The organism is Providencia rettgeri, assembly GCF_001874625.1.
GTDB classification, from domain to species: Bacteria; Pseudomonadota; Gammaproteobacteria; order Enterobacterales; family Enterobacteriaceae; genus Providencia; species Providencia huashanensis.
In genome coordinates this window covers 3,877,761-3,902,073 of record NZ_CP017671.1, presented here as the reverse complement: position 1 = coordinate 3,902,073, position 24,313 = coordinate 3,877,761, and the positions used below count along the sequence as shown (strand labels likewise).

Here is a 24,313-nt window from a genome sequence, read left to right as displayed (position 1 = left end):
ACAAAGAAAGACCCTAACTCTATTCTTTGCCACCGGAGGAAGTGTATGACTTATCGATACAAAATAGCGACAGTCTTTTTACTTGGTTTCTTTATTGATTGTATTAACATTTTTATGTCGGCTATTGCCTTACCTGATATCGCATTTTCATTTTCAGCCAGCCAATCTCAGGTGGCTTGGGTAGCAAATGCTTATATTTTAGGACTCGTTTTGGTGATGCCAATGAGTTTGTGGCTTGCGGGTAGGCTAGGTCACCGAAAATTATTGTGTTATTCAATGCTGCTTTTTTCTTTAGCTGTGTGGTTAAGTGGGGCGAGTGGATCAATTTATCAATTAATTTTTTGGCGTTTTACGCAAGGAATGGCAGGGGGATTATTAATACCGGTCGGTCAGGCATTAGTTTTTGCATTATTTCCAAATAATGATCGCCAACGGATCTCTACCTTGATAATGACGGTTGCGTTAATAGCACCTGCATTTTCACCTGCAATAGGTGGCTTAATTATTGATTCTTTATCGTGGAATTGGATTTTTTATTCGAATCTTCCTTTTTCATTATTAACTGCATTTCTTGCTTGGATATGGGTAAAAAATGAGAGTAAGAAAACCAGAGAAAAACCTGATATTTTAGGTCTATTAATGGTGAGTATCAGTTTATTATGTTTATTATTGTCATTTTCGTTCTACAACGATTATCACAGTATTTCATTAGCCATATTGAGCTTTACGGTTTCAGTATTAGTATTTATTTTTTACCTACAATACGCAAAGAAATGCCGTGAACCTATTCTAAATTTTCAGTTATTAAAGAATGCGAACCTACGTACTGCTTTTATTGTTTATTATGCAGTACCGGGGGTTTTTACAGGCGTAAATTTACTGAATATATTTAACTTACAAGTGAACCTTGGGTTTAGTGCGGGGCAGACAGGGCTATTTATGGTGCTGTATGCTGTAGGCGCTTTAGTTTCAATGACTAGTGGCGGGAAACTGTATCAGCGTATCGGGAAAAAGCAGTTATTTGTTATTGGAATTTTACTACACAGTTTGGGAATATTTTTTCTCTACTGGGTATCGAATTTAGATCAATTAAGCTTACTTGTTATTGCTTATCTATTAATGGGAACAGGTGGAGGTTTATGTACGAATACCGCACAAATTAGCTCATTGATGGACTTTAAAGATAAAGATTTACTACAAGGCAGTGTGTTATGGAATATTAATCGCCAAGTGGCGTTTAGTGTTGGGGCGGTGGTATTAATTTCTATATTTAGTTTAACTACTTTTTCTAGTGATTTACTACGTTACCAATATACATTTTTAATTGCTTCAATACTTGGGCTATTCTCGTTAATTTCAGTCATAAAGGAAAAATAAATGAGCGAAACAATGAAAAAAGCGCTGCAAAGCGTGGTTGACCTACATACTTTAATTGAAAATGTATTTACTGGCCGTGATGACGATAAAAGTTTAGCCCCTCTATTAGCCAGTTTTGATGACAACTTTAAAATGGTCACAATTCAAGGGCAAAGTATTGGGCTTGATAAAGTGAACACATTATTTAGCAGTAATATAGGCAACAAAACTTCATTTAGTACAAGGTGCCTTAATATGCTTCCGTTACGCGAAGATAACCAGTATTGCTGGGTGCAATATCAAGAAAAACAGCTTAATGATGGGGTTGAAACATTAAGAACTTCAACTGCATGTATTAGAGTTGAAGCAGAGAAATGCTATTGGGTTTATCTTCATGAAACACCAGTAGCATAAAGATTAAAACTCATGTTCACATAAAACGACCTTAAGGTCGTTTTTTTATAAGTAAAAAAGATAAAACATTCAAATGATATTTGTTCTCATTTTAATTGACCGTCGGTCGGTCGAGTATTATCATGTTGCCATGATCGGGACGAGGAAAATAAAATGAGACGGCTTTTTTTGATCTTAGCAGTTTGTTTAGGCACCTTTATGGCAACGCTAGATATCAGTATCGTGAATGTTGCATTACCAGCTATTGGGCGTGAATTAAACGTGAGTATGTCGATGCTACAATGGGTTATTGATGCTTATGCACTATGTTTATCGGCATTACTTCTTTCTGTAGGGCCAATAAGTGATCGTTATGGGCGAAAGAAAGTATGGTTAATAGGCATTGTCATTTTTACTTTAGGCTCGGCTATCTGTGCATTGTCAACATCCCCTGAAATATTGATTACAGGTAGGGCAATACAAGGGATAGCAGCCGCTGCGTTAATTCCCGGGGCTCTTTCTATAATTTCCCAAGCATTTACCAATGATATTGAACGGATAAGAATTATTGGCATTTGGTCAGCAGTGAGTGCACTGTCTCTGATCATTGGCCCAATTTTAGGTGGTTTTTTAGTTGATAGCTTCAATTGGACAACGATCTTTTGGATCAATATTCCAATCGGGTTGCTGACATTATTATTAGGCTGGTTAGGTATTCAAGAAAGTGCTGACCCTGACAAAGCTGCATTAGACCCAATAGGGCAAAGTTTGAGCATTGTGGCTTTAGGTGGATTAACTTTTGCTTTGATAGAAGCTGGTGAGCAAGGCTGGGGAAATTATATAACACTTAGCGGATTAATTATCTCAGTAATAGCGAGTATCGGGTTTATCTATGTTGAACGTCGCATAGAGAGGCCATTATTGCCGATTTTTCTATTCAAACAGAACCCTTTTTTCTTTCAATATAATATGGCTTCTTTTGCGCTCGGTTTTGCGACTTATAGCAATGTATTTTTTATCGCCCTATTTTTACAAAAAGGACAGGGGTGGGGAGCGTTTGATGCGGGAATAAGAATGGCGCCAGAGTTTATTGCTATGGCCATTTTTTCATTCTCATTTAGTAAACTCTCGCGCTATATGAGCGTCAGAAATCTGATGATCCTAGGCTTTATTTTTATTGCTTTCGCTTCCTTATTATTCACGCGTGTTAATTCTGAAACAGCCTATCCTCCGATTGCGGTGATATTATTTATATTAGGTGCAGGGATGGGAATGTCGACGCCTGCAATTGGTGCATTAGTGATGGCTAGTGTTGAAAAAGCCTATTCGGGAATTGCATCCGCGGTTATGAATGCATTGCGGCAAACTGGTATGACGTTAGGAATTGCTTTGTTAGGGACATTAATGACCCAGCATGCCATTGGTAAATTACGCCATGATGACAGGCTAGTTGGTATTCTATCGGTACAGGAAATCGAACAGTTGATTCAAACTTCCTCTCGCGTTCCATCTTTGTTTATTGAGCAAATTACTCGGTCAGCCTTTGTGTCCGGTTTTAATTTGGCGATGTTAGGCGGAGCAATGGCTATTCTGGCAACATTATGCCTAATGGTAAAAGTGAGGTGGGCTAAATAGTTTTATGGTGAATTAGTATGCATAAAAAAACACCTGCCGAAGCAGGTGTTAAATAATAAATTATTCATCAAGGAAGCTGCGTAGCACTTCTGAGCGGCTTGGATGACGTAATTTACGTAATGCTTTTGCTTCAATCTGACGAATACGCTCACGGGTAACGTCAAACTGTTTACCGACTTCCTCAAGGGTGTGATCGGTATTCATATCGATACCAAAACGCATACGTAGAACTTTCGCTTCACGAGCAGTTAAACCTGCTAATACTTCATGAGTTGCAGAGCGTAAGCTTTCCGATGTCGCAGAGTCTAAAGGCAGTTCTAAAGTGGTATCTTCAATAAAATCACCTAAATGTGAATCTTCATCATCACCGATAGGCGTTTCCATTGAGATTGGCTCTTTAGCAATCTTCAGGACTTTACGAATTTTATCTTCCGGCATTAGCATGCGTTCTGCCAGTTCTTCTGGCGATGGCTCACGGCCCATTTCTTGCAGCATTTGACGAGAGATACGGTTCAGTTTATTGATAGTTTCAATCATATGAACCGGGATACGGATAGTACGTGCTTGGTCAGCGATTGAACGCGTGATAGCCTGACGTATCCACCAAGTTGCATAAGTTGAGAACTTATAACCACGGCGATATTCAAACTTATCAACGGCTTTCATCAGACCGATGTTACCTTCTTGAATGAGGTCAAGGAACTGCAAGCCACGGTTGGTATATTTCTTCGCGATAGAAATAACCAAACGCAAGTTCGCTTCAACCATCTCTTTTTTCGCACGGCGCGCTTTTGCCTCACCGATAGACATACGACGGTTGATATCTTTCACCTGTTCAATCGTCAGGCCTGTTTCTTCTTCAATATGACGCAATCTTTGTAAACAACGCAGAATTTCTTCTTCAACTTCAATCAGTTTTTCAGACCAAGGTTTGTTCATCGCTTTTGCAGCGGTTAACCAAGTCTCACTTGTTTCATTGCCGCTGAATAAAGTGATGAAGTTTTTCTTTGGCATTTTGCATTGTTCAACACACAGTTTCATGATGGTACGTTCTTGAGTACGAACTCTATCCATCATTTCACGCATGTTATTGACTAAGTAGTCAAATTGTTTTGGTACTAAGCGGAATTCTTTGAACACCTCTGAAAGCTGTTCAATGGCTGCCGCTGTTTTCGCATCACTACGACCATATTGCTTAATATGTTGACGCGTTTTTTCGTATTGCTCACGAAGGTCAGAGAATTTTTGGCGAGCTAATTCAGGGTCGATGCTGTTATCGTCCTCTTCTTCTTCCTCTTCCTCTTCTTCGTCTTCTTCGTCTTTATCTAATTCTTCTTGTGGCAATTCAGAACCAACATGTGTTGCTGTTGGTGCGAGGTCTTCTTCCGCATTAGGGTCAACAAAGCCAGTGATTAAGTCAGATAAACGACTTTCACCTGCTTCAACGCGGTCGTATTGCTCAAGAAGATAAGTGATAGCTTCAGGATATTCAGCCACAGAGCACTGAACCTGATTAATCCCATCTTCAATACGTTTTGCGATGTCGATTTCGCCTTCTCTGGTGAGAAGCTCGACAGTTCCCATTTCACGCATATACATGCGCACTGGGTCAGTTGTACGGCCAATTTCACTTTCAACACTGGACAGCACTTGTGCAGCGGCTTCTGCTGCATCTTCATCAGTATCGGAAGTATTCTCAGCCAAAATTAAATCATCGGCATCAGGTGCTTCTTCCATGACCTGGATGCCCATGTCATTAATCATCTGAATGATATCTTCGATTTGATCTGAATCGACGATATCTTCCGGCAGATGGTCGTTGACCTCGGCATAGGTTAAGTAACCTTGCTCTTTACCCTTGGTTACGAGTAGCTTAAGCTGCGACTGCGGGTTTTGCTCCATAAGACGGTATCCACACTTCTGAGTATTTAGATTGGTGTCGGTCGGCGAAACATTCGGCCAACAAGAACATACAAAGGGAACATTTATTATTTCGCTACGCCCTTTATTTTTCGTAGCGTTTTACAGGCATCTGCCTTGTGTTTATCGGCACTTAAGCCGTTTTAAATATTAATTCTGTCTTGGTTATATTATGTTTTCACTCTTGAGAGAGTGATTAAGCGGACTTCTTCGCGCTCTTCTGGGGTCAGCCCTTCAGTTCGTTCTTTTGCTATTAAATAGTCGAAACGTTCGTCAAGTGCGCTATTAAATAGATGATTTAAGGCATCTATAAAGGTATTTTCCGCTATCTCCTCTATTTCTATATCGTTCCATGTTGCTAGTTTTTCAAGCTGTTTCGAAAATTTATTATCACGATAACGCTCTAGCAACTGCCCAGTAGTCATCCCGGGGGTGGAACGGCATACATCAACCAATTCCTGAAATAGAGAAAGCCCCGGCATTTGAATATGGGCAATTCCCTCCAATGAGGGAACGAGTTCCGAAAAGTTCGGATTTTGTACCAACAGCGCGATTAATATTCGCATTGTGGTTGGTTTTAATTTTGGTGCCTGATAGTTAACTGGTTCTTTGCTCTCTCTATCAATCATAGCAAGAACCTGAGAAATATCCGGTATACCAATAAAATTTCCTAGCTCTTGAGCCATATAAAGGCGCAGAGTTTCGCCCGGTATCTGTTTAATCAATGGGATAGCAAGTTTACTAAATTTTGCTTTCCCTTCTTGAGTTTTCAGGTCAACTTGTGGCACAAGTGAATCAAATAAAAATGCAGAAAGTGTTTGAGCATCTTTCATGCGTTGCTCAAAAGACTCTTTACCTTCTTTGCGTACTAATGAATCGGGGTCTTCACCATCGGGTAAAAACATAAAACGAAGTTGGCGGCCGTCAGTTAGATAAGGAAGAGCTGTTTCCAGCGCCCGCCATGCAGCTTCTCGGCCAGCTCGGTCTCCATCATAACAGCAGATAACAGTATCTGTAGAACGATAAAGTAGCTGAATATGTTCTGATGTTGTCGATGTTCCCAATGAGGCAACCGCGTAGCGGATATCATACTGGGCAAGGGCAACAACATCCATATAACCTTCAACAACCAACAACTTAGCTAATTCATTATTATTTTGTGTCGCTTCATATAGGCCAAATAACTGACGGCCTTTATGGAAAATATCTGTTTCGGGGGAGTTTAAGTATTTAGGTAATGCATCCCCTAAAACCCGCCCACCAAATGCAATCACTCGACCGCGCCTATCCCTAATTGGGAACATGACCCGCTCTCTAAAGCGGTCATAGATTCGGCCGTTATCATTGGTCACTAACATGCCTGCATCATCAAGCTGTTTGCGACTTTCTGGGTTTACTGCGAATTTCTTGAGTAAATTATCCCACCCAGCAGGGGCGAAACCAATTGAAAAATGCTCAATAATTTCGGCACTTAAACCACGTTGGCTTAAATAATCTATGGCTTTACTAGCCGAGGGATGATTTAAGGCAGCGCAGTAAAATTGATTAATTTTCTCCATCAACTGATACAGGTTTTGCCGTTGATGTAGTTCTATTTGGCTTGCTCCAGTCCCTTTTTCATAAGGTACATCAAGACCATGCAGTGCTGATAGTTCTTCAATTGCTTCGACAAAATCAAGTTTGTCATAATTCATTAAAAAATCGATAGCGTTGCCGTGGGCTCCACAACCAAAACAATAATAAAACTGCCTTTCACTGTTAACAGTAAAAGAAGGGGTTTTCTCATTATGGAACGGACAACAAGCGTGATGATTTTTACCCTGTTTTTTTAACGGGACTTTTGCATCGACTAAATCAATGATGTCTGTTCTTGCTAACAAGTCATTGATAAATGAACGCGGAATTCGTCCAGCCATAAGCCTCTTTTTCGCCTGTTGATGAACGATAATAAGCCGCGCTTCCTTGAGGAAAGCACGGCCTTTAACTGCTTAGCTATTTACTACTACGAAACTGAGTGACTACGAGAGAAACTAAAGTTTTGTATTAGCTATCGTCTACTTATGAATGCGGTTTTCACCGCAATCAACTAGTACAGACGAGTACGGCGTGCGTTTTCGCGAGCCAGTTTCTTAGCGTGACGCTTTACAGCAGATGCTTTAGCGCGTTTACGTTCAGTCGTTGGTTTTTCATAGAATTCACGACGACGAACTTCAGCTAAAACCCCTGCTTTTTCACAGGAACGTTTGAAACGACGTAGTGCAACGTCGAATGGCTCGTTTTCACGTACTTTAATTACCGGCATGTGCCTCTCACCTCAATAGAAATCGGTTTGTTGCTGGTATTGATTCACCAGCCTTCATTTAAAATGGTGCGGAATTTTACTTCAATGAGTACGGGTTTGTAAAGTGCCGTATAAAATTGAATCACACAAGATCACCTGATTTGTTGCTTGTTCGATGAAAAAGTAAACAAAACCAGATAATAATGAGAATTAGCCACACGAAATTTTTATTACAGGGGGCTGATTATAGACTATACAGCAATGAAAGTCAGCCTTTTGACAACATTAATTACGCGATTGAGCGAAAATAGTGATAGACTTGCGGTCATGCAATAAACAAGGGTAGTGCAATGCGTGTTTTAGGTATCGAAACCTCTTGCGATGAAACTGGTATCGCAATCTATGATGATGAGCTTGGCCTAATGGCTAATCAATTATACAGCCAAATTAAAGTGCATGCCGATTATGGTGGCGTAGTACCGGAGTTGGCTTCCCGTGATCATATCCGTAAAACAGTCCCTCTGATTCAGGCCGCGCTGAAAGAAGCTAACCTGACTCGTGAAGATATCGATGCGGTAGCTTATACTGCTGGACCAGGGCTGGTTGGTGCTTTAATGGTGGGGGCAACGGTTGGCCGGTCATTGGCTTTTGCATGGAATGTGCCTGCGGTAGCCGTTCATCATATGGAAGGCCATTTGCTAGCGCCGATGCTAGAAGAAAAAAGCCCTGAATTTCCCTTTGTAGCACTCCTTGTTTCTGGTGGGCATACCCAATTAATAAGCGTGACAGGGGTCGGTGAATATGCGCTTCTTGGTGAATCTATTGATGATGCAGCAGGTGAAGCGTTTGATAAAACAGCTAAATTACTAGGTTTAGACTATCCTGGTGGCCCCGTTTTATCTCGTATGGCACAACAAGGCACCGCAGGGCGTTTTGTGTTTCCAAGACCAATGACGGATAGGCCTGGGCTTGATTTCAGCTTTTCAGGTTTAAAGACCTTTGCAGCAAATACGATCCGTGAAAATGCGGATGACGACCAAACCCGAGCTGATATTGCTAGGGCTTTTGAAGATGCGGTAGTCGACACTCTCGCAATCAAATGCAAACGCGCGCTGGAGCAAACGGGGTTCAAACGTTTAGTGATGGCAGGTGGGGTGAGTGCCAACCGAGCGTTAAGAGCAAAAATGGACGAGGTCTTGAAGCAGCGTGGGGGCGAAGTGTTTTATGCGCGTCCTGAGTTTTGCACCGATAACGGCGCGATGATTGCACTAGCCGGTCTTATCCGCTTGAAAGGGGGGGCAAGCACAGGGTTAGGTATTACAGTGCGCCCACGTTGGCCACTTGCTGAACTACCTCCGCTAGAAAAATAATATTAGGGCTGCTGTGCAGCCCATTTGTTATCCCTCAAATATCAATGTAAGACAGTAACCGCTTCTTCTAATCGAATTGAACGCCCTTTGACCATGTTCGACGTTTCTGTGCTTTGTTCAACTAACAATGTGCTTTGCTGCGTAATGGTTTCTAGTTCACTAACGGCTTGTGTAATGTCAGCAATGCCAGCGGCTTGTTCAGAAGTGGCTTGGCTAATATGCGTAATTAATTGAGTGACATTTTGTATCTGGTCGACGATATCTTTCATCGTGTCACCAGCGGTGTGCACTTGTTCTTTCCCTGAGTTAACTTTCTTTTCGCAATCGTTAATGAGTTCACGAATATCATTCACTGCGCTAGCACTGCGGCTTGCTAGGCTACGTACTTCATTAGCAACCACAGCAAAGCCTTTGCCTTGCTCACCTGCGCGAGCGGCTTCTACAGCGGCATTTAGTGCTAATATGTTGGTTTGAAAAGCGATATCTTTGATGACATCGGTGATTGAATTAATTTTACTTGTACTACGGACAATTTCATCCATGGTATCAACAACAGCTTCCATCATCGCGCCACCGCTAACTGCGGTTTCGCTGGTTGCATTAGAAAGCTGATCAACTTGAACCGTGTTGTCTGCATTCATTTTTACGGAAACTGCCATTTGGTTCATAGTAGCAACAGTTTGTTGCATATAACCGACTGTTTGCTGGGTATGGGTATCTAGCTCATGGCAATCGGAAACTAAAGATTCACTGCCTTTTCGTACACTATCCACTTGTGCAGAGACATCTTTGATTAACCAGCGACATATTAGCCCCAATTGGCCGATTGAGCGTAAAACCAGCCCTATTTCATCGGTACGTTGCATATGGTGAATGCTATGGCGTTCGCCTCGAGCAATACTTAAAGCCTGTGTCGCAATGTTTTCCAGTGGTTTAGCGAGCATTCTTTCAAAGGCAATATTGCCAATAATTAGCGTAATAAGTGTACAAGCACTGGCGATGGTAAATGGCAGCGCTTGTAACCCAGCTAAGCTCGCCATGACTAGCCAAAATATCAATAGTAAACTCATGGTTAATCGAATGCGCCAACGTGTAGAAAAAGTGGAAAAGTGAAACGGCATTTTTTTGGAAAGCACAAGCCCCTTAACTATTTTACGCTGACATTTATTTCGATTCATTGCGGCATAGAGCGGTTCAACAGTCGCAATTTCTTGGCGAGTCGCGCGTGTTCGGATCGACATATAACCTGTAATTTTGCCTTGACGTTTAATCGGGACGATATTGGCTCTAACCCAGTAGTGATCGCCATTTTTACGTCGGTTTTTGACAATGCCGGTCCAAGGTTCTCCTTTTTTTAATGTGGCCCACATATCAGCAAAAGCTTCTTTAGGCATATCGGGATGACGAATAATATTGTGAGGACGTGTTAATAATTCATCTAATTCATAGCCACTGACTTGCACAAAAAAATCATTAGCACTAACAATGTTGCCTTGTAAATCGCTAGTAGTCATTAACGTGATGTTTTCGTCTAACATATGTTCATTTTGAGTGATATAAGGGGTTCTGCTCATATAAATACCATTATTATTGTTTAATTTTGCTTTTATATAGTCGACACTTTTTAAATATTCCTTAGTAATAAATTTGCAATAAATTAACTTTTTATTAAAAGTGTGCGCTAGTTATGGCAAAAATGTAACGCAGCACAAATTGCTGCCAGTACAGTTTTAAGGTGAGATATAACCCTGCTGTTATTATTCGGTGTTTTAGGCAGTCTGTGATGAAAATGAAACGATAAAAAAAGAGCTGAATTTTCAGCTCGTTTTTATCATGATAGAAAAGAGGGGGGATTAATCGTCGAGTTCTTGTTCTTTGGCTTCTTGGGCAATTTCTTTATTGGTTTTTTGCTTTTTATTTTTTAGTTTTTGCCAAATCCGGCTTTCTTGACCGCGCCAAAGACGTTGTATGTTGCCATGATGGCGCACAAGGACTAAGCAAGATAACATTGCGACAGGGAAAGTAAATTCAGGCTTAAACCACCATACGTAAAATGGTGCCAGTAGCGCACTCACAATTGCCCCTAATGAGGAATAGCCGCTTAGCAGTACAGTGAGTAACCATGTACCAGCGACTAACCCAGATAAGTCCCAACCAATAGCAGCAATTGAGCCAAAAGCGGTAGCAACGCCTTTCCCGCCTTTAAAATGGAAGAAAACAGGATAAATATGCCCAAGGCAAGCTGCAATTGCGACAAACCCAAGATAGAATGGTTGCACATTTAAATAATAAGCAAGCCAAACTGGGACCATACCTTTTAATACATCGCAAATAAGAACAGCAGCAGCGGCAGCTTTGCCACCGACACGTAATACGTTAGTTGCACCGGGGTTACCAGAGCCGTGTTGACGGGGGTCGGGTAGTCTCGCCAAACGGCAGATCAGTATCGCACTCGAAACTGATCCACATAGATAGGCGAAGATTATCATGCCAAGCGCGGTTGCACTCATAGCTAACTCCAAAAACGGTTAAGGCCATATATTCACTTCAGCCTTGGATAATACGCATATTTTTGCCGAAGTGGTATCAATTCAGTACATAAATGAGAAAATGACGTGATGGATATCGTATTTATTGAACAATTATCAGTCATCACCACGATAGGTGTATATGACTGGGAACAAGATATTGAACAAAAATTAGTGCTCGATATCGAAATGGGATGGGACAACCAACGCGCGTCTATGAGCGATAATGTTGAGTACTGCTTGGATTATGCACAAGTCAGCCAAGCCATTATCAGCTATGTAGAGGAAAATAAATTTGGTTTAGTCGAGCGAGTGGCTGAAGAAGTCGCTCAGCTCTTATTGACTCAGTTTAAAAGCCCATGGGTACGAATCAGGGTGGCTAAGCCGGGCGCAGTCGCTCGCGCACGCCAAGTGGGGGTAGTAATCGAAAGGGGAATTAAAACCGCTTAAACGGCGACTGGCGGTGTTATACCGCCAGTATGACCATGGCTTACTAAGCTATTACCATTATTTGCTGTTGTTTCTGCCAATCTTGCACAGCTTGAATACGCTGCCGTGTTAGTTCTTGGCGAATTTCCGGCCCTGTAAACCCTTGTTCAATAATCGGTTTGACCTCAACAGCACGCGCAATGGCAAATGCTTGTCTAAGAAATTCCCCTTGTGGATAGGCTTGTTGCTCAAGGCCTAATCTGCCTCTTGCATCGGCTTCACTGATTAAACTTAATTGCGTAATTCGTTCAGGTTTGCGCCAACTATCTAATCCGTCCATAACCGCAATTAAATCATTTGCAGGTAGCTTATTGATAATATGAATTTTATCATGGTAGCGAGCTGCAAGGCGAGCCAGATCACGGGCGCTACTAGGCACCCTCAATCTATCACAAAGTTTTTCAATGAGTACGACTCCATTTTCCCCATGATTAGGATGACTGGGCCAAACGGAAGGGGGCGTTAATGCTTTACCTACATCATGGCAGAGCGCAGCAAAGCGAATATCGATATCATCAGATAAGGTTGCGATAACCTTCATGACCATCAAGGTATGAACCCCTGTATCAATTTCTGGATGCCATTTTTCGGGGGCGGGAACACCAAATAAGCCATCAATTTCCGGAAAAAGGACGCGAAGTGCACCGCATTGACGCAATACGTCGAAATAAACTTGGGGTGAGCTTGATTTCAGTGCTTTTTCTGTTTCTGCCCAAACACGTTCAGCGGTTAAGTGGCTTAATTCCCCCGTTGCCGCCATAGATTGCATTAGTGCTAAAGTTTCAGGTGCGATAGAGAAACCATATTCGAAATAGCGTGCAGCAAAACGGGCTACACGCAATACCCGTAACGGGTCTTCTGAAAATGCACTAGATACATGACGTAATAACCGGTTTTCTAAGTCTTTGATACCGTTAAACGGGTCAATAATTTCGCCAGAATCACTTTGTGCCATTGCATTAATGGTTAGGTCTCGTCGTAATAAGTCATCTTCAATGGTGACATCCGGGGCGCTATAACAACTAAAGCCAGTATAGCCAGCGCCGGTTTTACGCTCAGTTCTGGCTAGCGCATATTCCTCATGAGTTTTCGGATGCAAAAAAACGGGGAAATCTTTCCCTACTTGTTGAAAACCTTGCTCAAGCATAGCTTCTGGGGTTGTACCAACTACCACAAAATCCCTATCAGAAATAGGAAGACCAAGGAGTTGGTCCCGCACGGCGCCACCAACGAGATAAACTTGCATATTAATGACCTTTGTTACATCCAACCATTATTACGTTTTTTACGACGAGGGATGATGTGAGGTAAAATCAAACCAAAAACTAACCCCGCTCCAGCAACGCCTCCACCATACATAAACCATTGTAAAATCAACTCACGGCGGCGATCATCCAAGTTGACCTCTGCTATTTCCAGTTTTTTACCTGATTTAATTAATTCATTTTTTAGTTTTTCATTTTCAGCTTTTAGCTGGTTAACGATATTGTCGTTATCCGCCACTTTTTGTTGCATTTCTGCGGTACGGGTATTCCATGTATTGTCAATGCTATCTAATTGTTGACGTAGTTTTTGATTTTCAGCCTCTAATTCAGGAATACGCGTTTTCATGCTTGGGGTATTACTTAATTGGTCTACAGGTAGCCAAACAGTTCTGCCTTTTTGATCTTTGATTTGCGCAAATTTATTATCTGTGGAGATCAGCTCAACCGTTTCTCCCGCATTAAGTGTGCCAACAATGCGGTAATTTGTACCAGGGCCACTATGAACGTAAGTTGATAGGTCATCTGATACATAACGTTTTTCTGCTGCGTGTGCATTTAAGGAAAGGCCTAGCCCCATGAGTGAAATTAATAATAATGGAATTTTTCGCATGGTATTTACAGTCTTTTGTGGTGAGTGAATTTTATATTCATTGAATACTAATAAGTAAAGTGTGTAGGTGCAAACTCTAAACATCGATGTATTCATGCTCTAAAGGATAATGAGAACTATCCTAACTGTCTAAATTACACTTCTTTTTATCTCATTTACAATATAACTCTCTGAAAGAAATGTAATAGGTAGAATTTTTGATTTATAGATAGTTTCTTTTCTCTGCTTGGCTTGATTGGGGTAATATGATGGCAGTGAAATAATCAATTAAGGATATGTATGAGCCACGTAGAGGTTGAACTCAAATTAGCCGCAAAAGGGTGTGCAATCGAGGCTGTTCGCCAGTGTATTTCTACACTTTCCCACCAATACAGTGAGCCAACTAAGTTAACCAATATCTATTTTGATACAGAAAAAAGACAATTGCGTCAATGGGATATGGGGTTACGCATCCGCGGTTGTGATGGTCGCTACGAAATGACGATTAAAACAGCGGGGCAGGCAATTGGTGGGCTACATCAACGCCCTGAATTTAATGTTGATATTGATTCGCCAGAGCTTAACTTAGCGGCATTTCCAACGGAAATTTGGCCGGAAGGGACGGATGTCGCTCAGCTACAATCTGAACTTAGTATACTTTTTAGTACTAATTTTACCCGTGAAAAGTGGCTTGTCACGTTTGAAGATAGTGAAATTGAGGTTGTTTTAGACCAAGGTGAGATTTCTGCTGGGGCAAAAGATCTACCCATTCAAGAGTTTGAATTGGAACTTAAAAAAGGCTTTATCGCAGACGTACTCAATCTAGCCAAAAAAATTGCCGATATTGATGGCCTTCACCTCTCATCTGTCAGCAAAGCAGCCCGAGGTTACTCATTGATTAACCCGACTACTACACCATTAACACGGCCGGATGCCATATTTGATTACGAAGAACAACCTATTGAAAAATCATTGACTCATATGCAGTTACTTTGCCAGCAACACGAAGCATATTGGTTAGCTGGTGAAAGTGATGCTCGGCAGGGTTTTTCTGAGTTTTTGCGTTTTGTGCAAGCCTTTTTAGTTCATTATCAAAATTCTGCGCCTCACTTTGTGCACGATACGCCGTTAGAACAGTTGCGTTTAGATATTGCGAATGAAGCCATCAGTGCTGAGGATTTTTGCTATAGTAGCCAATGGTTAAAGTGCAAATTAGCCTTTATTCAATGGCTAAGTGCTTTAACTTATCAAGAAGCTCAATAAGGTATTGATAAAATGCTCTCTTTTCCTAATTTGCTGCGAGCCCAAAGTGAACGTGTTTTAAGTCAAATAGCCGAACAAGCTCATGAGTTACTGCCCTTAAATGAGCAAGAAACCCAAGTGCTTACGTTCAGTGATTTTGTATTTCAGCAGGTTTTAGCGCATTCGCGCTTTTTACTTGAAATTCGTTCTCAACCTCCGAAAGCCGATGAATGGAAAAGTTACGCAACATGGTTAGCGCAAGAAATGTTGCCCGTCACGGAGGAAGAGCATTTGATGCAGGTGTTACGCACATTTCGTCATCATATGTTAGTGCGTTGCGCATGGATGCAAATATTAGAGATAAGCACCCAAAAAGAGACAATTTATCAATTAAGTGTATTAGCAGAAACACTGGTTGTTGCTGCTAGGGATTGGCTGTATCGGGAATATAGCCAATCTTGGGGAACGCCTTGTAACCTTGAAGGAAAGCCGCAGCCATTATTAGTGCTAGGCATGGGTAAATTAGGTGGCGGGGAACTTAATTTTTCATCTGATATTGACCTGATTTTTGCGTATCCTGAAAACGGTGTAACCCAAGGTGGCCGAAAAGAGCTAGACAATGCACAGTTTTTTACGCGTTTAGGGCAAAAATTAATTCGGGTACTTGACCAAGTCACCGCACAGGGTTTTGTGTATCGGGTTGATATGCGTTTGCGGCCATTTGGTGAGAGTGGCCCGTTAGTTTTCAGTTTCTCAGCCCTTGAAGATTATTATCAAGAACAAGGGCGAGATTGGGAACGCTATGCGATGGTCAAAGCTCGGATTATGGGGGCTAACAGCCTTCATTATGCTCAAAGTTTACGTAAGCTTTTGCGTCCTTTTGTCTATCGCCGCTATATTGATTTTAGTGTGATCCAATCGCTGCGTAATATGAAAAATATGATTGAACGGGAAGTTCGGCGTCGCGGGTTGGTGAATAACATCAAATTAGGTGCAGGGGGGATACGTGAAGTTGAATTTATCTCACAAGTTTTTCAGCTTATTCGCGGAGGGCGAGAGCCTGTTTTGCAGTCGCAATCCTTATTTACGACTTTGCAAGGTATACGCGAATTAGCACTATTAACCGACGATCAAGTCGATACTCTGCAAGATAGCTACCTTTTTTTGCGTAGAGTCGAAAATTTACTGCAAAGTATTGATGACCAACAAACTCAAACACTTCCTGATGATGATTTAAACCAAGCGCGTTTATCATGGGGAATGGGTTACAGCGATTGGCAAACATTTTATCATGTGTTGAGCCAAAAAATGGCCGCCGTCCATCTCATATTTGCCGAGCAAATCGGTCAGGACGATGAAGATGAAGGTTCAGATACCTTCAATGAGATTTATATTACACTTTGGCAAAGCGAGTTATCGAAAGAAGAGTTAGCGACATATTTGCCATCTAAAAATGAAGATGTCGCGCAAAAAATAATCCATGGCATTTTAATGTTTCGTCATGATCTTAACAAGCGCACCATTGGCCCTCGAGGGCGTGATGTGCTTGATGATTTAATGCCTAAATTATTAGCTAAAGTTGGTGAGCGTGACGATGCAGGTCAGGTGATCGAACGGATGACACCATTACTATTAAGTATTGTCAGCCGTACTACTTACCTTGAACTAATGCTTGAATTTGATGAAGTTTTGACGCATGTCATTCGCTTATGCGCAGCATCGCCGATGATAGCAGAACAACTTGCTCGTCACCCATTATTACTGGATGAACTACTTGACCCACAATCTTTATATCAACCCCTACCATTAACCGCTTATCGTGATGAATTGCGCCAATATTTAATGCGAATTCCTGAAGAAGATGAGGAACAGCAACTCGAAGCGCTACGCCAATTTAAGCAAGCACAGTTATTACGTATCGCAGCCGAAGATATTTCAGGTGTATTGCCAGTCATGAAAGTGAGTGATCACTTAACTTACTTAGCTGAAGCGATTATTGATGCGGTTGTTCATCAAGCTTGGCAAAAGATGGTAAGGCGCTATGGCGAACCTGCGCATTTAGCGCAGCAAGATAAAAAACAATATGGTTTTGCTGTGTTAGGTTATGGGAAGTTAGGGGGATGGGAATTAGGCTATAGCTCTGACTTAGACTTGGTTTTCTTATTTGACTGCCCATTAAATGTGGTCACAAATGGTGATCGTTCCATTGATGCACGGCAGTTTTATTTACGTGTTGCCCAATGCATTATTCACCTATTTAGTACTAGAACCGCTTCAGGTGTTTTATATGAAGTTGATGCGCGCTTAAGGCCGTCTGGTGAGTCAGGGATGTTGGTAAGCACAATCCAATCTTTTGATGATTACCAAAAAAATGATGCTTGGACGTGGGAACATCAAGCATTAATACGCGCTAGAATGGTATTTGGTGATGCTAATTTACAGCAACAATTCGCGTTAACTCGCCATGAAACTCTTTGTATGCCTAGGGAACCACAAGTCTTGCAACAGCAAGTACGTGATATGCGATTGAAAATGCACCAACACTTAGGTAGCCACCAAGACGATGAATTTGATTTAAAAGCGGACCCTGGAGGGATCACCGATATTGAGTTTATTGCTCAGTATTTAGTCTTACGGTTTGCTTCGCAAAATGCAGCATTGACGCGTTGGTCGGATAACGTCCGTATTTTCGAACTAATGACCCAATATAACATTATGTCAGAAGATGAAGCGGCGGCGTTAACTTATGCCTATGTCACAATGCGTAATGAATTACACCATTTAGCCTTGCAGTCATTGCCAAGCCGAGTCAACATCAGCCAGTTTGCTGAAGAACGCCAGCAAGTTTTAGTCAGTTGGCAAAAATGGTTAGGTGAGTAAACACTGACAGCAGTTTACGGCATTTTATTTAGCTAAACAGCGCAATATGCTAGTATTGTTGCAAATTATTATCAGACTTTTTGAAAACTGGAGTGCAGGATGAAAGTAACTCTTCCGGATTATAAACAAGCCGGTGTGCTAGTAGTGGGTGATGTGATGTTAGACCGTTATTGGCATGGTCCTGCAAACCGAATTTCACCTGAAGCCCCTGTTCCTGTAGTTAAAGTGACCATGGTAGAAGAGCGCCCTGGTGGTGCAGCTAACGTTGCTATGAATATTGCGTCATTAGGCGCAAATTCCCGTCTTGTTGGTTTGACGGGTATTGATGATGCTGCGAAAGCACTCACTGAAAATTTAAATGCAGTGCAAGTACGTTGTGATTTTGTTGCGATCCCAACGCATCCGACGATCACCAAATTGCGTGTATTATCGCGTAATCAGCAATTGATCCGCCTTGATTTCGAAGAAGGTTTTGACAATGTTGATGCTCAGCCGATGTTAGAGCGTATTGAACAGGCGCTACCGTATATTGGGGCGCTTGTGTTATCAGACTACGCAAAAGGGGCTTTAACCCATGTCGAAAAGATGATTGCTTTAGCAAATAAAGCAGGCGTGCCTGTCTTGATTGACCCAAAAGGAAATAACTTTGAGCGTTATCGAGGTGCCACGTTACTGACACCAAATATGTCAGAATTTGAGGCCATCGTAGGGCCTTGTAAGAACAATCAAGATGTTGAAGAAAAAGGTATGAAGTTGCTTCAATCTCTGGATCTAACGGCTTTATTAATCACTCGTTCAGAGCAAGGGATGAGCTTAATTCGTCGTGATGAAGCCCCATTGCATTTACCAACCCAAGCGCAAGAAGTGTTTGATGTCACGGGGGCGGGTGACACAGTGATTGGGGTATTAGCTGCTTCAATTGCTTCTGGTCGTCCGTTACATGAAGCGTGCGCACTCGCTAATGCTGCGGCAGGTGTTGTAGTCGGGAAATTAGGGACTTCAACCGTTTCACCAATTGAATTGGAAAATGCTATCCGTGGTCGTGCGGATACTGGTTTTGGCGTAATGACCGAAAGCGAACTAAAACAAGCAGTTGCTAACGCAAGGCAGCGTGGTGAACGGGTTGTTATGACCAATGGCTGCTTTGATATTTTGCATGCGGGGCATGTATCTTATTTAGCAAATGCACGTAAATTAGGTGATAGATTGATTGTTGCAGTAAATAGCGATGCATCTACTCGTCGTTTAAAAGGGGAGACTCGGCCTGTAAACCCATTAGAGCAACGCATGGCAGTACTTGGAGCATTAGGCGCCGTTGATTGGGTGGTTCCCTTCGAAGAAGATACACCACAACGCTTAATTGCAGAGGTATTGCCGGATATCTTAGTCAAGGGTGGTGATTATCAACCAGAAGATATTGCGGGCAGTGCTGAGGTGTGGGCTGCGGGAGGTGAAGTTAAAGTGCTTAATTTTGAAGATGGTATCTCAACAACCAATATCATTAAAAATATTATGAAAACCAGCTAATTGATTATTTACGAGTGATAAACCTCACTTGGGTGTTTGAAACCCAGTGAGGTTTTTTTGTTTTTTAATGATTATTCGTTTTTGTCTTCGCTAAAATGGGCTTCTAATGCGCTGACGCGCTGTTCCATTTTGGCTAATTTTTCACGGGTGCGTAATAAAACTTGAGTTTGAATATCAAATTCTTCTCGGCTGACTAAATCCAGTTTACCGAGCTGTGACTGTAAAAGAGAACGCAGCTTTTTATCAAAGTCTTCGCCTAGATCACGTACGCCTTGTGGTAATGCACCTTGGATTTGGCGTGCCACCTGTTCCAGTTTTTTCGGATCGAGCATTCGCGGGTCCTTAATTAATCAAAAAATAATTATTAGTAGTGTAATGCCTCTTGTCGCGGTAATAAACCTTTTTCCACGCCATACTGAGAGCTATCACTGTGTTGGTCACTTTCTGCGACCCTAAACACAAACAATCTCTACCCCCAAGTGATAATGCCCTTTTCTCTTTTAGTCACAGAGAATGGAAAAATAAATAGAGCAGTGAAATTAACCTTTATAACGCTAAGTTTTTATTCATGTTTTTTGACTAAAAGTGTGAGTTGTTCGCCAATTTTGATCTTCATCGTTGCGCACTTGAATTATTGGCGTTATATTAATTGCGTTTATCTCAGGGCGGGGTGTAAGTCCCCACCGGCGGTAACATGCAACGCGCATGAAGCCCGCGAGCGCTTTATCATTTTGTGGTAAAGGTCAGCAGATCCAGTGTGAATCTGGAGCCGACGGTTATAGTCCGGATGGGAGAGAATTAACTGTATCTGCATGTTTGTGCGGTGTTGCACAATATTGTTCTGCATACCTGAATGAGTTGATAGCCATCTTGGCTATTTGTTTATTCATCATTTCTCGTACTCCTAAGACTGCCTTGATTCTGGTAACTAGTTAATAACTATTTAAGAGGTTTTTTACCATGGATCATACGCTACTTTCCGAATTCGGTAATCCTATCGAACGTGTTGAAAACGCTATCGAGGCTCTGCGCCAAGGTAAAGGTGTCCTTGTTCTTGACGATGAAGATCGTGAGAATGAAGGGGACTTAGTGTTTGCCGCAGAAACTATGACAACAGAACAAATGGCATTTACCATTCGCTATAGCAGTGGGATTGTTTGCCTTTGTATCACTGAAGAACGTCGCAAGCAGCTTGAGCTGCCAATGATGGTGGAAAATAACACAAGCCAAAATCAAACCGGTTTTACTGTAACAATTGAAGCTGCCAAAGGGGTTACCACTGGGGTTTCTGCCGCAGACCGTATCACAACTATCCGCGCAGCAATTGCAGATAAAGCAGTACCTTCAGACTTAAATCATCCAGGCCATGTATTCCCATTACGCGGTCGAGAAGGCGGCGTATTAACTCGCCGTGGTCATACAGAAGCATCTATTGACTTAGCCACTATGGCTGGTTTCAAACCCGCGGGTGTTCTGTGTGAGTTAACTAATGACGATGGTTCTATGGCACGTACACCAGATGTTGTCGTCTTTGGTAGGCAGCATGGTTTAACCGTTGTGACGATTGAAGATTTAGTTCAGTACCGTTTGCAGCAAGAGCAAAAAAGAAAGCTAGCTAATCCTCATCATATTTCGAGGAGTAGGTAAATTTCGAATATCACCTAAATAGCGATATTGGTTATTTAGGTAATAAGTAGTCTGTTAAGCATATAGAATCATATTGAGGCCATTGAGTTGCACACCTTGATGGCCTTTTCAAATTTTTTGATGATCATCCTCATAATTAGCCCACTGTGTTTTTTACTAAACGGCGTATGCTGTAATAAGAAACTAATTGAGGTGGAGTCAAATCATCATGTCGGTAAATACGTCTGTCGTACAAACTAAACTCCCTGCTATTTTTATTGGTCATGGCAGTCCAATGAATGCGATTGAAGACAACCCTTATACTCAAAAATGGGAACATCTTGGTAAAACTTTACCGCGGCCCACTGCGATATTGGTGATTTCAGCGCATTGGTATACACGAGGGACAGCAATTACTTCGATGTTAAAACCTAAAACGATTCATGATTTTGGCGGTTTTCCTGAAGAGCTCTATCAGGTTGAATATCCTGCTCCGGGTTCACCTGAATTGGCGCAGCAGGTTGCTGACTTATTATCCCCTGAACCTGTTTACCTTGATACCCAAGAGTGGGGACTGGATCACGGGACATGGGAAATCTTAGTGCGTATGTATCCAAAAGCAGATATTCCTGTGGTTCAACTGAGTATCGATGCAACTAAACCTATGGCTTGGCACCATGAATTAGGCAGAAAACTGTCTGTTTTAAGGGAGCATGGGGTGCTAATTATGGGAAGCGGTAATATTGTCCATAACTTACGAGCAATGAATTGGCAGAATGCACAAGCAGAGCCGTATCCATGGGCTATTTCTTTTGAGCAGTTTGTCTATGACAACCTACAAAGCCGTGAGCTGCCACATCCATTAACAAATGGTTTAGAGCGGGAGGACGGTAAGCTATCTAATCCCTCGCCAGAACATTATTTACCTATTTTGCCAATACTGGGAACATGGGATGGAAAAGAAAAAATTAGTATACCTATAGAAGGGATTGTTTCTGGATCATTGAGTATGATGTCAATTCAAATTGGTTAACTTGTTGTTATATCTTCGCATAATAAAAAAGCTCAAACTATATTAGAAAGTTTGAGCTTTTTGCGTTTTAGTGATTGATGATAACTAATCGATGATCGTATGTGGGTAAAAACGCGATAGATCTTGAGTGATCAGTTCTTTATCTTCACGGATGCAGATCCCCGCAGGTTGGTCATTCACTAGCCAACTGCCCACTAAGGTATAGCTACCTTCAAATTGTGGAAGAGGGTGGAACTGCTGAATAATCATACCTTCTTCACCATATGGGCCATCAGCAGCAGCAATTTCTTTGCCATTTTCGATGATACGAATATTGGCTCCTTCACGAGAAAAAAGCGGTTTAATAACGTATTTATCGAGTTCAGGTTGTGTTTTACCATCGGCAAAATAAGCCGGTAGTAAATTAGGGTGATCAGGGAACATTTCCCATAACATTGGGAGTAAGGCTTTGTTGGAAATAATGCTTTTCCATGCAGGCTCTAACCAACGAACACCTGCATCCTGTAGTTTGGTTGAGAAAATTTCTCTTAGCATAAATTCCCACGGATATAATTTGAACAGATTACTAATAACCTGATCTTGAGTATCCGAAAACTCACCTTTTTCACCTAGGCCAATTTCATCAATATATAAGAATTCAGTGGCTACGCCAGCTTCGTTAGCACAGTCTTGAAGATACTGAACAGTACCTCTGTCTTCTTCGGTATCACGACAGCAAGACATATGCAGTAGACGGAAACCGTATTGATCTTTAAGTTGAGTAAAACGCTCGATCAACTGTTCTTGAATACTATTAAATTGATCTGCATTTTCTGGTAACTTGCCAGCTTCGATTTGATCTTCAAGCCAAATCCATTGGAAAAATGCAGATTCATATAATGAAGTTGGCGTATCTGCGTTATTTTCAAGTAGCTTTGGTGGGTTAACCCCATCGTAAGCAAGGTCTAACCTTGAGTACAAGGACGGTTGTTCACTTTTCCAAGAGCTACGAACAAACTCCCAACAATGTTTGGGAATTTGAAAGCGAGCCATTAATTCATCACTTTCTACTACGCGTTCGACAACTTTTAAGCACATTTGATGCAACTCTGCCGTTGCATCTTCGATTTCTTCAATTTGTGCCATTGTGAATTGATAGTAGGCATCTTCTGACCAGTAAGGTTCACCATACATAGTATGGAATTCGAAACCAAACTCAGAGGCTTTTTCACGCCAATTCGGGCGTTCGACAATAGGAACTCGTTTCATTACTTATCAACCACCCATTGAACGGGAAGATGAAGTTGATTTCGCAGAAGAAGATGAACGTTGTGCCATTGCTTGTTTATTCACTGTATCACCAAAACCACCGCGTGTGACGGTTGATGTTGTTGGTGGCTTAGGTGCCATGGCCGTTTTAGGTACGCTCATTGAACGACCACCAGCAACGGCTGGGCCGTAACTTTTACCCGTGGCATCAACAAACTTACCGTTAGCTGGGCTAGCTGGGTTTTTTGAACTAAACAATGGTTGGGAAGCCGCGCTACCACCCATCATACGGCCCATCATGTAACCCATCATTAATGGCATCCACATGCTGCCACCGCTGCTTTGTGCTTGTGCGGTTTGTTCACCATTAGTAGAACCCGTCCCTGCTATACCTGCTTGAGCAGGAGCTTGGGTACACATTGACTCACCAAACTCAGCAATACAATCAGCTTGGGTTTCATATTTTGGCGCTGTTTTGGCTGCTTCTTGTAGGGCATTGTTGTAAGCAAGAGTACATTGTTCTGCTTGTGATGGATTAGCTTGGCTGCAATCCTGTGCATTGGTATACAGTGATACGGTTTCATCACTTTCTTCACAAGCTGAAAGCATAAATACCGCACTGACGGCAACGGCAACTGGTGCCATACGATATGAGCGCCAAGACTTACGGAATGCGCTTTGATTAATATTTTTGGTACGCTTCATGGTCATGGTAATTACCCTGAATATAATTAAGTAAGATGTTATTTAGGTTACCTCTAGGATAGGGGATAACCGCTGAAAATTAAAGCAGAAATACAGGGGAAATAAGCTGATTTTATCATTTTTGTCGCTTCCCCTCTATTTTTTGAGGATTGAATATACACAGTTACAGTAATAATTAGCTAATTTCATTAAATATCAGTACATTAATTACTGTTTGTTTTTTGTG

The 24,313-nt window shown here is 41.8% G+C and carries 20 protein-coding genes and 1 riboswitch; of the genes, 10 read left to right on the top strand and 10 right to left on the bottom strand.

The genetic code is table 11. From position 1 onward, the window contains the following. Positions 1-45 precede the first annotated feature (45 nt). The 3 genes from RB151_RS18015 to RB151_RS18005 all read left to right on the top strand — a co-directional run bounded on the left by RB151_RS18015 (position 46) and on the right by RB151_RS18005 (position 3,384). Positions 46-1,377 (top strand): MFS transporter, encoded by a 1,332-nt coding sequence (locus tag RB151_RS18015; protein ID WP_042846065.1) that lies wholly within the window; start codon positions 46-48, stop codon positions 1,375-1,377. Then, entirely contained in the window at positions 1,378-1,770 is a 393-nt protein-coding gene (locus RB151_RS18010) for a hypothetical protein (protein WP_071548583.1), read from the top strand. It begins immediately after the preceding gene. A 153-nt stretch (positions 1,771-1,923) separates the two neighbouring features. After that, complete coding sequence (locus RB151_RS18005; RefSeq protein WP_042846060.1) at positions 1,924-3,384, top strand: MFS transporter; 1,461 nt, start codon at positions 1,924-1,926, stop codon at positions 3,382-3,384. Between the two features lie 60 nt (positions 3,385-3,444). Here the strand turns inward: RB151_RS18005 and rpoD are convergent, their stop codons facing one another. The 3 genes from rpoD to rpsU all read right to left on the bottom strand — a co-directional run bounded on the left by rpoD (position 3,445) and on the right by rpsU (position 7,606). Then, entirely contained in the window at positions 3,445-5,286 is a 1,842-nt protein-coding gene (rpoD, locus tag RB151_RS18000) for an RNA polymerase sigma factor RpoD (protein WP_042846059.1), read from the bottom strand. A 188-nt stretch (positions 5,287-5,474) separates the two neighbouring features. After that, on the bottom strand, positions 5,475-7,220 hold the full coding sequence (dnaG, locus tag RB151_RS17995; protein ID WP_042846057.1) for a DNA primase: 1,746 nt from the start codon (positions 7,218-7,220) through the stop codon (positions 5,475-5,477). Positions 7,221-7,390: 170 nt separating this feature from the next. Then, complete coding sequence (gene rpsU / locus RB151_RS17990) at positions 7,391-7,606, bottom strand: 30S ribosomal protein S21 (protein ID WP_001144069.1); 216 nt, start codon at positions 7,604-7,606, stop codon at positions 7,391-7,393. Positions 7,607-7,935: 329 nt separating this feature from the next. Between rpsU and tsaD the strand changes: the two genes are divergently transcribed. Beyond that, entirely contained in the window at positions 7,936-8,955 is a 1,020-nt protein-coding gene (gene tsaD, locus RB151_RS17985) for a tRNA (adenosine(37)-N6)-threonylcarbamoyltransferase complex transferase subunit TsaD (RefSeq protein ID WP_042846055.1), read from the top strand. A 41-nt stretch (positions 8,956-8,996) separates the two neighbouring features. Here tsaD and RB151_RS17980 read toward each other — a convergent pair whose 3' ends face one another. After that, positions 8,997-10,529 (bottom strand): methyl-accepting chemotaxis protein, encoded by a 1,533-nt coding sequence (locus tag RB151_RS17980; protein WP_042846054.1) that lies wholly within the window; start codon positions 10,527-10,529, stop codon positions 8,997-8,999. A 279-nt stretch (positions 10,530-10,808) separates the two neighbouring features. Beyond that, a complete protein-coding gene (plsY, locus tag RB151_RS17975; protein WP_042846052.1) occupies positions 10,809-11,465 on the bottom strand; it encodes a glycerol-3-phosphate 1-O-acyltransferase PlsY in 657 nt (218 codons plus the stop codon). Between the two features lie 108 nt (positions 11,466-11,573). Here plsY and folB point away from each other — a divergent pair, with 108 nt between their 5' ends. After that, positions 11,574-11,933, top strand: a complete 360-nt coding sequence (folB, locus tag RB151_RS17970; RefSeq protein WP_042846051.1) for a bifunctional dihydroneopterin aldolase/7,8-dihydroneopterin epimerase — start codon at positions 11,574-11,576, stop codon at positions 11,931-11,933. 43 nt (positions 11,934-11,976) lie between these two features. Here the strand turns inward: folB and RB151_RS17965 are convergent, their stop codons facing one another. Next, on the bottom strand, positions 11,977-13,218 hold the full coding sequence (locus RB151_RS17965; protein WP_042846050.1) for a multifunctional CCA addition/repair protein: 1,242 nt from the start codon (positions 13,216-13,218) through the stop codon (positions 11,977-11,979). 14 nt (positions 13,219-13,232) lie between these two features. After that, on the bottom strand, positions 13,233-13,847 hold the full coding sequence (locus RB151_RS17960) for a TIGR04211 family SH3 domain-containing protein (protein ID WP_042846399.1): 615 nt from the start codon (positions 13,845-13,847) through the stop codon (positions 13,233-13,235). Positions 13,848-14,126: 279 nt separating this feature from the next. Here RB151_RS17960 and RB151_RS17955 point away from each other — a divergent pair, with 279 nt between their 5' ends. The 3 genes from RB151_RS17955 to hldE all read left to right on the top strand — a co-directional run bounded on the left by RB151_RS17955 (position 14,127) and on the right by hldE (position 19,475). After that, positions 14,127-15,089, top strand: a complete 963-nt coding sequence (locus tag RB151_RS17955) for an inorganic triphosphatase (RefSeq protein ID WP_042846049.1) — start codon at positions 14,127-14,129, stop codon at positions 15,087-15,089. Positions 15,090-15,101: 12 nt separating this feature from the next. Continuing rightward, positions 15,102-17,948 carry a bifunctional [glutamate--ammonia ligase]-adenylyl-L-tyrosine phosphorylase/[glutamate--ammonia-ligase] adenylyltransferase gene (glnE, locus tag RB151_RS17950; RefSeq protein WP_071548581.1) on the top strand — a complete coding sequence of 949 codons (2,847 nt, stop codon included), beginning with the start codon at positions 15,102-15,104 and terminating at the stop codon, positions 17,946-17,948. 99 nt (positions 17,949-18,047) lie between these two features. Then, positions 18,048-19,475 carry a bifunctional D-glycero-beta-D-manno-heptose-7-phosphate kinase/D-glycero-beta-D-manno-heptose 1-phosphate adenylyltransferase HldE gene (gene hldE / locus RB151_RS17945; RefSeq protein WP_071548580.1) on the top strand — a complete coding sequence of 476 codons (1,428 nt, stop codon included), beginning with the start codon at positions 18,048-18,050 and terminating at the stop codon, positions 19,473-19,475. Positions 19,476-19,546: 71 nt separating this feature from the next. Here the strand turns inward: hldE and ubiK are convergent, their stop codons facing one another. Beyond that, positions 19,547-19,807: a ubiquinone biosynthesis accessory factor UbiK gene (ubiK, locus tag RB151_RS17940; RefSeq protein WP_042846045.1), complete on the bottom strand. Its 261-nt coding sequence runs from the start codon at positions 19,805-19,807 to the stop codon at positions 19,547-19,549. A 320-nt stretch (positions 19,808-20,127) separates the two neighbouring features. Then, positions 20,128-20,278: riboswitch (FMN riboswitch) on the top strand. A 157-nt stretch (positions 20,279-20,435) separates the two neighbouring features. Between ubiK and ribB the strand changes: the two genes are divergently transcribed. Then, entirely contained in the window at positions 20,436-21,122 is a 687-nt protein-coding gene (gene ribB, locus RB151_RS17935; RefSeq protein ID WP_071548579.1) for a 3,4-dihydroxy-2-butanone-4-phosphate synthase, read from the top strand. 208 nt (positions 21,123-21,330) lie between these two features. Beyond that, complete coding sequence (ygiD, locus tag RB151_RS17930; protein ID WP_048606279.1) at positions 21,331-22,134, top strand: 4,5-DOPA dioxygenase extradiol; 804 nt, start codon at positions 21,331-21,333, stop codon at positions 22,132-22,134. Positions 22,135-22,218: 84 nt separating this feature from the next. Here the strand turns inward: ygiD and RB151_RS17925 are convergent, their stop codons facing one another. Continuing rightward, a complete protein-coding gene (locus RB151_RS17925; RefSeq protein WP_042846031.1) occupies positions 22,219-23,382 on the bottom strand; it encodes a glutathionylspermidine synthase family protein in 1,164 nt (387 codons plus the stop codon). 6 nt (positions 23,383-23,388) lie between these two features. Further along, entirely contained in the window at positions 23,389-24,093 is a 705-nt protein-coding gene (locus tag RB151_RS17920) for a DUF1190 family protein (RefSeq protein WP_042846030.1), read from the bottom strand. Between the last annotated feature and the right edge of the window lie 220 nt (positions 24,094-24,313).